This window comes from Caballeronia sp. J97, from assembly GCF_905220305.1.
Taxonomy (GTDB): Bacteria; Pseudomonadota; Gammaproteobacteria; order Burkholderiales; family Burkholderiaceae; genus Caballeronia.
Genome location: NZ_CAJMZL010000026.1, coordinates 1 through 10,997 on the forward strand (window position 1 = coordinate 1; position 10,997 = coordinate 10,997).

Annotated in this window: 10 protein-coding genes; 5 read left to right on the forward strand and 5 right to left on the reverse strand. The window is 64.5% G+C overall.

The window, feature by feature from the left end; all coding sequences use genetic code 11:
• On the forward strand, positions 1 to 652 hold a 652-nt coding region (locus tag U4Y90_RS26555; RefSeq protein ID WP_321799087.1), incomplete at its 5' end, for a 2OG-Fe(II) oxygenase.
• Positions 653 to 661: 9 nt separating this feature from the next.
• Here U4Y90_RS26555 and ribA read toward each other — a convergent pair.
• The gene (ribA, locus tag U4Y90_RS26560) at positions 662 to 1,330 is read right to left on the reverse strand and encodes a GTP cyclohydrolase II (RefSeq protein WP_321799088.1); all 669 of its coding nucleotides are present in this window, start codon (positions 1,328 to 1,330) and stop codon (positions 662 to 664) included.
• Between the two features lie 161 nt (positions 1,331 to 1,491).
• Positions 1,492 to 2,187: an NADPH-dependent F420 reductase gene (locus U4Y90_RS26565; RefSeq protein ID WP_321799089.1), complete on the reverse strand. Its 696-nt coding sequence runs from the start codon at positions 2,185 to 2,187 to the stop codon at positions 1,492 to 1,494.
• A gap of 214 nt (positions 2,188 to 2,401) precedes the next feature.
• Here U4Y90_RS26565 and ahpC point away from each other — a divergent pair, with 214 nt between their 5' ends.
• Together ahpC and ahpF are read left to right on the forward strand one after the other, a co-directional pair.
• Positions 2,402 to 2,965 carry an alkyl hydroperoxide reductase subunit C gene (ahpC, locus tag U4Y90_RS26570; RefSeq protein WP_062611783.1) on the forward strand — a complete coding sequence of 188 codons (564 nt, stop codon included), beginning with the start codon at positions 2,402 to 2,404 and terminating at the stop codon, positions 2,963 to 2,965.
• Positions 2,966 to 3,112: 147 nt separating this feature from the next.
• The gene (ahpF, locus tag U4Y90_RS26575; RefSeq protein ID WP_321799093.1) at positions 3,113 to 4,699 is read left to right on the forward strand and encodes an alkyl hydroperoxide reductase subunit F; all 1,587 of its coding nucleotides are present in this window, start codon (positions 3,113 to 3,115) and stop codon (positions 4,697 to 4,699) included.
• A 61-nt stretch (positions 4,700 to 4,760) separates the two neighbouring features.
• On the opposite strand, the gene U4Y90_RS26580 is transcribed toward ahpF, so the two are convergent.
• Positions 4,761 to 5,990 (reverse strand): sensor histidine kinase, encoded by a 1,230-nt coding sequence (locus U4Y90_RS26580; protein ID WP_321799095.1) that lies wholly within the window; start codon positions 5,988 to 5,990, stop codon positions 4,761 to 4,763.
• Between the two features lie 215 nt (positions 5,991 to 6,205).
• A complete protein-coding gene (locus U4Y90_RS26585) occupies positions 6,206 to 7,099 on the reverse strand; it encodes a LysR family transcriptional regulator (RefSeq protein WP_321799096.1) in 894 nt (297 codons plus the stop codon).
• Positions 7,100 to 7,202: 103 nt separating this feature from the next.
• On the opposite strand from U4Y90_RS26585, the gene tam reads away from it, so the two are divergent.
• Positions 7,203 to 7,982, forward strand: coding sequence for a trans-aconitate 2-methyltransferase (gene tam, locus U4Y90_RS26590; protein WP_321799098.1), 780 nt, complete (start codon positions 7,203 to 7,205; stop codon positions 7,980 to 7,982).
• Between the two features lie 3 nt (positions 7,983 to 7,985).
• Here the strand turns inward: tam and U4Y90_RS26595 are convergent, their stop codons facing one another.
• Positions 7,986 to 8,921: a LysR family transcriptional regulator gene (locus U4Y90_RS26595; protein ID WP_321799100.1), complete on the reverse strand. Its 936-nt coding sequence runs from the start codon at positions 8,919 to 8,921 to the stop codon at positions 7,986 to 7,988.
• 158 nt (positions 8,922 to 9,079) lie between these two features.
• Here U4Y90_RS26595 and U4Y90_RS26600 point away from each other — a divergent pair, with 158 nt between their 5' ends.
• The gene (locus U4Y90_RS26600) at positions 9,080 to 10,663 is read left to right on the forward strand and encodes an aldehyde dehydrogenase (NADP(+)) (RefSeq protein WP_321799102.1); all 1,584 of its coding nucleotides are present in this window, start codon (positions 9,080 to 9,082) and stop codon (positions 10,661 to 10,663) included.
• Positions 10,664 to 10,997: the final 334 nt, after the last annotated feature.

A 10,997-nucleotide genomic window follows, 5' to 3' on the forward strand; every position in this document is an offset into this window, starting at 1 on the left:
CGACAGCTACGGCTGCGCAACGGCATCCGCCCTCTTTTCGCGCGACGAATGCGAGGCGCTCGCCGCGCTCTACGACCGCGACGGCATCTTTCGCAGCCGCGTCGTGATGGAGCGCCACGGCTTCGGGCGCGGGGAATACAAATACTTCGCGTATCCGCTGCCCGATGCGATCGAGCATGTGCGGCGCGCGGTCTATCCGCATCTCGCGCCGGTCGCGAATCGCTGGAACGAGGTGATGGGCATCGAGACGCGGTATCCGCGCGAGCACGCCGCGTTTATCGAGCGATGTCATCGCGCGGGACAGACGCGGCCGACGCCGCTCCTGCTACGTTACGTGCCCGGCGACTTCAACTGCCTGCATCAGGATCTTTACGGCGAGCATGTCTTTCCGATTCAGATGGCGATCCTGCTTTCAACGCCCGGCCGCGATTTCACCGGCGGCGAGTTCGTGATGACGGAGCAGCGTCCGCGCATGCAATCGCGTGCCGAAGTCGTGCCGCTCTCACAAGGCGATGTGGCGTTCTTCGCCGTGCATCATCGGCCAGTCCGGGGCACGCGCGGGCCGTATCGGGTGAACATGAAGCACGGCGTGAGCCGCCTGCGCTCGGGGCGCAGGCATATGCTCGGGGTGATTTTTCATGACGCGCAGTGAGCGCGCGCGTTACTCGTTCTCGTCGAAGTAATGCCCGAAGCGCGCCTGTTTCGTCTTGATGTAGCGCTCGTTTTCCTCGCGCATCGGGATGGCGAGCGCGACGCGTTCGCACACGGGAATATCGTGCTTGAGCAGCGTGTCGAACTTCGACGGATTGTTGCTCATCAAACGCACCGACTTCACGTTCATCGAGCGCAGGATCGCGGCGGCGGAATCGTACTCGCGGGCGTCGTCGGGCAGGCCGAGATGCAGGTTGGCATCGACGGTATCGAGCCCCTGCTCCTGCAGCGCATAGGCGCGGATCTTGTTCGCGAGGCCGATGCCGCGTCCTTCATGCCCGCGCAGATACAGCAGGATGCCGCGATCCTCCGCGGCGATATAGCGCAGCGCCAGATCGAGCTGCTCGCCGCAGTCGCAGCGGTAGGAGCCGAAGACGTCGCCGGTCACGCATTCGGAATGCAGACGCGTGAGCACGGATTCGCCGTTGCTCACGTCGCCCATCACGAACGCGATATGCTCGACGTCCGTGTGCTTCACGCGGTAGACGTACGAATCGAAGGTGCCGTAGCGGGTCGGAATGGTGGCCGTCGCCACGAGTTCGACGTCCGCGCAGTCATCGCATACGCCGAAGCGGTGTTGCGGGTCCTGCACGTGCTGCGAAGGAGAAGCGGTTTTCATAGATCAATCTGCGAGTCCACGACGCCGGGCGTTGGTCTATTGTTCACGCCAGCCCGGTTCGTCATGTTAAAGCCCATCGGGAAAGTTTGCAGATTGTCGCACGGCGCGCGCCGCTTCCCGCGCTTACCCGCACGGGCGTTCCGCTTATCGACGTTTCCCGCTCATGCGGGATTCTCGAAGGTGCCCGGACTGCTGTCGGTCGCGCGCCATTCGGGCTTGCGCGCCGGATCGGCCTGTTGCAGCGCCGCGCGCACGCCGGCCGCATCGAAATCGCCGGTGTAGACGGGCGTCGCGGGCTGCTGACGCCATGAATCGCCGATTTCGCCCGCATCGACGGGATCGAAGCCGATCTCATCGACGAGCCGCATCACGACGGCTTTCGCCTTCGCGTCATCGCCCGCGACCGGCAGCGCGATGCGTCCCGGCGTGCCCGCAGGCTTGCCGCGATTGCGCAGATGATCCGCATAAATATTGTTGAACGCCTTCACCACCTGCCGCCCGATCTGCTGTTCGACCCAGCGGCTTTCCGGCGTGCCCTGCTCGATGCCCTCGATACGCCCGTCGCGCTGCTGCGGATAATAGTTGCCGGTGTCGATGACGACGACGCTCGCCGGGACGCTCGCAAACAGGTCCTTCGGCAGATTCGGCACCTTCGCCTCCGGAATCGTCACGACGACGACTTCCGCGTCCGTCACGGCGTCACGCGCCTCGACCGCCTTCGCGCCCGTCTCCCGCTCGACATCCGCCAGCGACGCCGGGCCGCGCGAATTGGCGATACGCACCTCATGCCCGCCTTCGCTGAACCGCAAGGCCAGCACGGAGCCAATATTCCCTGCCCCGATTATTCCGATTTTCATACCGCCTCCTTGAAATGAAAGTGAAAGAGTCCAGCTACCTGGAAGGAACTGTGAAGGGCGCGCGCAATCAGAATGCCTCATGCGGGAAAACCTGGCATATCGGGCCGATAGTCCCGCGCTATCTCGACAATAAAATCAATCCACTTCGCAGGTACGATAGTTTTCCTGTATAGTTCACATACTTCTTCAACACCACTCCAAAAGGAAACTGGTAATGCCCATCATCAACAGCCAAGTCAAGCCGTTCAAAGCAACCGCCTATCACAACGGCGAATTCGTGACCGTTACCGATGAAAGCCTGAAGGGCAAGTGGTCGGTGTTCGTGTTCTACCCGGCCGACTTCACGTTCGTGTGCCCGACCGAACTGGGCGACCTGGCTGACCGCTACGAAGAGTTCAAGAAGCTCGGCGTGGAAATCTACTCGGTCTCGACCGACACGCACTTCACGCACAAGGCCTGGCACGACACGTCGGACACGATCCAGAAGATCAAGTACCCGATGCTCGCCGACCCGACGCTCGCGATCTCGCGCAACTTCGACGTTCTGATCGAAGAAGAAGGCCTGGCGCTGCGCGGCACGTTCGTGATCAATCCGGAAGGCGAGATCAAGCTGTGCGAAGTGCACGACAACGGTATCGGCCGTGACGCCGGCGAACTGCTCCGCAAGGTTCAGGCTGCTCAGTACATCGCCAAGAACCCGGGTCAAGTGTGCCCCGCCAAGTGGACGCCGGGCGCTGAAACGCTGACCCCGTCGCTCGACCTGATCGGCAAGATCTAAGTCTCGCACCTCGCGAGCGCTGCATCGAACCTGCCGCGGCTCAGCGGCAGGTTCACCCCGAAAACGTGTTTCGTCCGGCACTGCGGCTTTCGCAGCGTCGCGGCGCAACACGTCTGCATTACCCCAAGTCAAGGAACGGACATCGCCATGCTCGACGCCAACCTCAAGAACCAATTAAAAGCGTATCTGGAAAAAGTCACCCGGCCGATCGAACTCGTCGCCTTCCTCGACGGCGGCGACAAGTCGCGCGAGCTCAAAAGCCTGCTCGACGACATCGCCTCGCTGTCCGCGCAGATCAGCGTCGTCGAGAAAGAGGACGCCAGCGTGCGTCGTCCGTCCTTCACCATCGGCGAGACCGGCAAGCCCGCGGGCATTCGCTTCGCCGGCATCCCGATGGGCCATGAATTCACCTCGCTCGTGCTCGCGCTCCTGCAAGCCGGCGGCCATCCGATCAAGCTCGACGATGCGACCATCGAGCAGATCCGCAATCTCGACGGCGATTACGCCTTCGAGACGTATTTCTCGCTGTCGTGCCAGAACTGCCCGGAAGTCGTGCAGGCGCTGAACGTAATGGCGATCATCAACCCGCGCATCCGGCATGTCGCGATCGACGGCGCGCTGTTCCAGAAGGAAGTCGAGGAACGTCAGGTCATGTCCGTGCCGATGATGTTCGTCAACGGCGAGAGCTTCGGCTCGGGCCGCATGGGCGTGAAGGAAATTCTCGCGAAGCTGGACACGGGCGCATCGGCGCGCGCGGCGAAGGAGCTGGAGAACAAGCCGGTATTCGATACGCTGATCGTCGGCGGCGGTCCCGCGGGCGCGGCGGCGGCGATCTACTCGGCGCGCAAGGGCATCGCGACGGGCGTCGTCGCCGAGCGCTTCGGCGGACAGGTGCTCGACACGATGGCGATCGAAAACTTCGTCTCCGTGACGGAAACCGACGGACCGAAGTTCGCGACGGCGCTCGAGCAGCATGTGAACAGCTACGAAGTCGACGTGATGGACCTGCTGCGCGCCGAGAAGCTCGTGCCGGGCCGCATCCACGAGATCCATCTCGCGAGCGGCGCGGTGCTGAAGGCGAAGACCGTGATTCTTTCGACCGGCGCGCGCTGGCGCGAAATCAACGTGCCGGGCGAGCGCGAATACCGCGGCCGCGGCGTGGCGTACTGCCCGCACTGCGACGGCCCGCTCTTCAAGGGCAAGCGCGTCGCGGTGATCGGCGGCGGCAACTCGGGCGTGGAAGCGGCGATCGACCTCGCCGGCCTCGTGACGGCCGTGACGCTGATCGAGTTCGGCACCGAATTGCGCGCCGACGCGGTCTTGCAGAAGAAGCTGCGCAGCCTCGCGAACGTGACGATCGTCACGAACGCGCAGACGACCGAAATCAGCGGCGACGGCACAAAGGTCAACGGCATCACGTACACGGACCGCGCGACGGGCGCGAGCCATCACGTCGAGCTGGAAGGCGTGTTCGTGCAGATCGGCCTCGTGCCGAACACCGAGTGGCTGAAGGGCACGGTGGAATTGTCGAAGCACGGCGAGATCGTCGTCGACGCGAAGGGCGCGACCTCGGTGCCGGGTGTATTCGCCGCGGGCGACGTGACGACGGTGCCCTACAAGCAGATCGTGATCGCGGTCGGCGAAGGCGCGAAGGCATCGCTGTCGGCGTTCGATCATCTGATCCGCGCGTCGGTGGAAGACGAAGCAGTGGTCGAAGAAGAAGCGGCGGCCTGAGCATCGCTCACGCGTCGTGTGACCGGAAGGCGAACGGGGCGACCCGTTCGCCTTTTTTCGTTTATTGGCGGTCCGACGCCTTGGGCACCAGCACCGTCGGGAATGTCACTTCGAACACGCTGCCGTGCCCTTTCGATGACTGAAACCGCAACTCCCCTTCCAGCGTGCGCGACAATTCCTTGACGATGGCGAGACCGAGCCCCGCGCCGGGAATGTCGTCATCGGCGGCGCGCTCGAACTCTTCGAACACGCGCTCCTGATCCGCCGCGCCGATGCCCACGCCGGTGTCGGCGACGCGCAGCTTCCAGCGCTCGTCGGGCGCGGCGACGACCGAGAACACGATCTCGCCCGACGACGTGTATTTGATCGCATTCGACAGCAGATTCAGCGCGACCTGCTTCACCTTCAGCCGGTTCGACGTGACCACGTCGAGCGCCGGATCGAGCTGGCCGACGAGTTTCAATCCTTTCGCCTCGGTCGCGACGCGGCACGCCTGCATCAGCTCGTCGAACAGGCCGACGAGATCGAAAGGCTCGACGCTCAGCAATGAATCGTCGCCGAGCACTTTCGAGTATTCGACCATTTCATCGACGAGCGTCGCCATGTCGGCGACCTGTCGGTTCGCCAAGCCAAGCGCCGTTTCACGCTTGGCCGGCGAGCGCCCGGCAAGCTGCAGCGCCGTGGAGAATACGTTGAGAAAATTGCGCAGATCGTGCGCGACGCGCCGCGTGATCTGCATGCGCGTCTCGTACAGGTCGCTGATGAGTTTCTGTCGAAGCGTCAACTCGTAGTTCGCGCGCTCCAGCATGCCGGTGTATTCGTCGATCTTCCGATCGCGCTCGCCGATCGCCTCGCGAATCGACGCGAGCGTGACGAAGCTCACCACTTCGTCGGTCATGAGGCGCGCGTGCTCTTCGTCCGCGCGCGAGAAATGTTCGTGCGCGCCGGCATACTCGCCGATCGCGAGCAGCAGCACCTGGCGGAACAGATCCAGCTCGCGCACCAGTTCGTCGACACGATAGCCCTGCTGCCAGCGCCATTGGCCGTGCTGACGCGCATTGCGCTCGATCGCGCCTTCCTGGTCGCGCAGATTGCGCGACTCCAGCACGATGCAGATTTCGTCGAAAATACTCGGAAGATGGTCCGCGAGCTGCCGATACGTGAGCTGGTCGGAATGTTCGACTTCCTGATCGCCGAACACGAGCTTCATCCATCGTTCGGTGAGCGCGTTTTGCTGCGCGCGCAGCGCGGCCACGAGACCCTTCAGGCCACCGACAGACGTGTCGCTCATCTACGCGTTCCCGAGTGCTTGCGGCGCCGGAAAACGGCGCGCATGGTGATCGTGATATGCAGTCGAAAGCAATGCCGATAACGTCCGGAGCCGCCGGCCAATGCTCCGCCAGTATAGGCGCGATGCTCGCGCCGAAGGGACATATCCGAGTTTTCTTTTGAACTTTCCGGGGCTTTCACCGAAGCCTCGCGCACGCACTGGACTCAGTATTCCATTCAAATGTCGTCGCGCGGATTCGCGAGCATCGCGTAGAGCGCCTGAGCGGCCGGTGACAGCGACGCCGACTTGCGCGTCACGAGCACGAGCGAGCGCGTGACCGTCGGTTCGACGAGTTCGATCGCGCGCACGGTCGGATAGGCGTCTTTCTGAATCGCGAGCGCCGGCACGATCGCGGCCCCGACGCGCTGCGCCACGAGCCCGAGCGCCGTCGAACTGCGCTGCACTTCATAAAACGAATGCAATTCGATGCCGCTGCCGTCCAGCGCGGCATCGATCAACGCACGGTTGCCGCTTACGTCGCCCGCGAGAATCAGCGGATAGTCCGATAGCGCACGCCACGCTATGCGCTTGCGCCGCGCGAGCGGATGGTCGCGATGGCAGACGAGCACGTACCGATCCTCGACGAGCGGCTCGGTCTGCAAATCCGGTTGATGCTCGCCCGCGATCTTTATGCCGAACTCCACTTCCCGATGCAGCACCGCCTGCGCGACCGCCGACGACGCGTGATCGAGAATCCGGATGCGGTTATGCGGATACCGCGCCGAATAAGCCTGCAACACGCGCGGCAGATACTGCACGCCGACCGTCGGCACGCACGCGATCGACACGTCGCCGCGCCGCGCGATGCCCGTCTCGCGGATTTCGATCAGCGCAGCGGACAGTTCGGCGAGCAGGCGCCGCGCTTGCGGCAAGAAAATGCGTCCGGTTTCGGTGAGGCTCATCGAGCGCGTCGTACGCTCGATCAGCGGTACGCCGAGAAAATCTTCGAGCTTCTGCAGACGCTGGGTGATCGCGGTCTGCGTGATGTTCAGACGCTCGGCCGCGCCTTTGAAGCTTCCCTGATCGGCAATGGCGACGAACGCCTGCACGCCCAGCGTGTCGATTTTCATAAGAAAAACCAAATAATCCGCAGCATAAATTCATTTTACGCTGGACCGCCGCCAGTCCAGAATCGCGGCTGTCCCCACCACGAACACTCGACAGGAATCCGACATGACGACAACATCGGCCGACTGGCAAGCCCGCCAATACTCGCTCTTCGAGGAGCAGCGCACGCGCCCGGTCAGGGATCTGCTGAACGCGGCGCAGACGGAAACCGCGCGCACGGCGGTCGATCTCGGCTGCGGCCCCGGCAATTCGACCGAGACGCTGATCGCTCACGCGCCGAACGCGGTCGTGCGTGGCATCGACAATTCCTGCGACATGATCGACGCGGCGAAGAAGCGCCTTCCGCAAGTCGAATTCGAACTCGCCGATATTTCCGCGTGGCAGGCCGATGGACCGTTCGATCTGATCCTCGCGAACGCGGCGCTGCAATGGGTGCCCGAGCACGACACGCTGTTTCCGTCGCTCGTCGGCAAGCTTTCGAGAGGCGGGCGGCTCGCCGTGCAGATGCCCGACAATCTCGACGAGCCCGCGCACCGGTTGATGCGCGAAACCGCCGCCGACGGTCCGTGGCGCGACAGGCTGAAGGGCGTGGAGCGCACCGGGCGCTATCGGCCGGAATGGTATTACGCGTTGCTCAAGCCGCTGTGCGCGCACGTCGACGTGTGGCGCACGACATACCATCATCCGCTCGAAGGCGGCGTGGACGCGATCATCGAATGGTTCAAGGGCACGTCGCTGCGGCCGTTCCTCGCGAAGCTCGACGCGGCCGAGGCGACCGCGTTCCTCGAACGCTATCGCGCCGGGCTGAAAACCGCCTACGCCGTTCTCGACGACGGCAGCGTGCTGCTGCCCTTCCCGCGCCTTTTCATCGTCGCGACGCGGTAACGCTCAGTGCGGCCGGCTCTGTTCGCGAAGCATCTGCACGAACTGCCGCGCCGCTGGCGAAAGCGCGCCGCCCTTGCGCGTGACGATGCCGTATGTCTGCGATTTCGACTTCATGCGCACCGGCAGAATCCGCAACATGCCGGAGCGCTCGAACACCTTCGCGACGCTCGCCGGCAAGATGGACACCAGCTCGGGGCTCTGCTGCAGCAGCGTCACCGTCATGAGCGGCGACGCGGTGGAAATCGGATTGGCGGGCATCGGCAGGCCGGCGAGATCGAGTTCGCGTTCGAGCAGCGCGCTCATCGGCATGTAGCTCGGATAGGTGACCCACCGGTAACGCGCGAGATCCGCAAAACCCACTTCGCGCTCGCCCGTGCGCTCGTGACCGTGACCGACGACGATGCAGAGCGGCTCGTCCGCGAGCGGCTGATAGTGATATTTCGACGGCTGATCCGACACGCTCGAGCGGCCGATCACGAGATCGACGCGGCCATCGTCGAGCATCGGCAGCATGCGCGCGCTCGTATCCTCGACGACCTCGATGGCCAGATCCGGATGCTTCGCATGCATCTCGTTGACGATCGGCGCGACGACGCCCGGCACCGCTCCCATGATCGTGCCGACGGTCAGCCGCCCGCCCGTGCCCGCGCGAATCTGCGCGACTTCCTGACATAACGCGTTCAGGTCGGCGGCCAGAACGCGCGCGTAGCGCACCACGCAGCGGCCGAAGGGATTCGGAATCAGCCCGGTCTTCGCGCGCTCGAAAAGCGGCGCCTCCAGCATCGATTCGAGCTCGGCGAGCGCCTTGCTCGCGGCAGACTGGGTCATCGCCATCGCGCTCGACGCCTTGTGCAGCGATTTGTGGTCGTCGAGCGCGATCAGCAACTGCAACTGCTTCATGCGCAGCCGCGACATCAATACATCGAGCGTGTTCTTCATGCCTCGGCCTGCGGGAAACCTTGGGGTGATTCCAAAAAGCGATCAAGCGATGGAAAGGTTTCACTATACAGCCGCCCGCCCGAGGCCGTATAGTCGGGCGTGATGCAGTCATCGTACAACTGGCTGCCGCGAAACACTTCAAGCAAGGACGAGACATCATGCAACTCACTGGCAACCTGCTCATCGGTCAGGCATCGATCTTCGGCTCGAATGGCTCGATCAAGGCCGTCAACGCGTCGACCGGCGCGGCCATCGAACCGGCTTTCGGCGGCGCGACGCTCGCCGATCTCGACCGCGCGTGCGCGCTCGCGTGGTCCGCATTCGACGTCTATCGCGAAACGGCGCCCGAAGCGCGCGCGAAGTTCCTCGAAACGATCGCGCAGAACATCCTCGATATCGGCGACGACCTGATCGAGCGCTGCATGATCGAAAGCGGCCTGCCGCGCGCGCGTCTCGAAGGCGAGCGCGGCCGCACGGTCGGCCAGTTGCGCATGTTCGCGGACGTGGTCCGCAACGGCGACTTCCTCGGCGTGCGCATCGATCCGGCGCAGCCCGAACGCAAGCCGCTGCCGCGCGTCGATCTGCGCCTGCGCCATATCGGCGTCGGCCCGGTCGCCGTGTTCGGCGCGAGCAACTTCCCGCTCGCGTTCTCGGTCGCGGGCGGCGACACCGCTTCGGCGCTCGCAGCCGGCTGCCCGGTCATCGTCAAGGCGCACTCGGCGCATCCGGGCACGGCCGAGCTCGTCGGCCGCGCGGTGCAGAAGGCCGTGAAGGACTGCGGCATGCCCGAAGGCACGTTCTCGCTGCTGTTCGACAGCGGCCGCGACGTCGGCCAGGGTCTCGTGGCGGACAACCGCATCAAGGCGGCGGGCTTCACCGGCTCGCGCGGCGGCGGCACGGCGCTCATGAAGATCGCCGCGGCGCGCGCCGAACCGATCCCGGTCTACGCGGAAATGAGCAGCATCAACCCGGTCCTGCTGTTCCCGAACGCGCTCAAGAATCGCGGCGAAGGCATCGCGAAGGCGTTCGTCGGCTCGCTCGTGCTCGGCGCGGGCCAGTTCTGCACGAATCCGGGCCTGGTGCTCGCCGTCGACGGTCCGGATCTCGACAAGTTCATCGCAGCGGCATCGGCTGCATTGCAGGAGACCGCCGCGCAGACCATGCTCACGCCGGGCATCTGCAAGACGTATCAGGGCGCCGTGGCGCGCGCCGCGGAGCACGCGGACGTGAAGACCGCCGCGCGCGGCGCCGAGGCCAAGGGCGACAATCAGGGCCAGTCGGCGCTGTTCGTCACCACGGCAGACGCATTCCGCAAGAGCCACGAGCTGCAGGAAGAAATCTTCGGCGCGTCGTCGCTCGTCGTGCGCTGCCCGGACCTCGCGACCATGCTCGCGCTCGTCGAATCGCTGGAAGGCCAGCTGACCTCGGCGCTGCATATCGACGAAGCGGACTACGCCGATGCGAAGCGCGTCCTGCCCGCGCTCGAGCGCCGCACCGGCCGCCTGCTGGTGAACGGCTTCGGCACGGGCGTGGAAGTCGGCCACGCGATGGTGCACGGCGGCCCGTTCCCGTCGACCGCGGACGGCCGTTCGACCTCGGTCGGCAGCCTCGCGATCAACCGCTTCCTGCGCCCGGTGAGCTATCAGGATCTGCCTGACGCGCTCCTGCCCGACGCGCTGAAGACGGACAATCCGCTCGGCCTGAACCGCCGCATCGACGGCAAGCTGCAACTGGCCGAGTAAGCTTCCTGCCTGGCTGACGAGGGCCGCCGCGCGCAAGCGCCGCGGCCTTTTTGCTTCAGGCGGGACGTTGATTTCGAGCGATGCTTCGGAAACCTTATCAATATCCCGCAACGGTCCATGATCCGGCCCGATCCGCGTTTACCCCGCCGGCGTGGACGCGCAGCAACACTCCGCGCGATGCCCGGATCGCTTTGGCATCAGTGGGTTATCCGCCGATCGCGCCCCCTTGTCGTTTAACGGCTAAGGATTGGCGGTTCAAAACCGCCGCCGCGATCCCAAAATGTCAGAAATATCGTGAGCGAGAGGAGCGTGGCGCTCTGCGCGGGCCGATCGG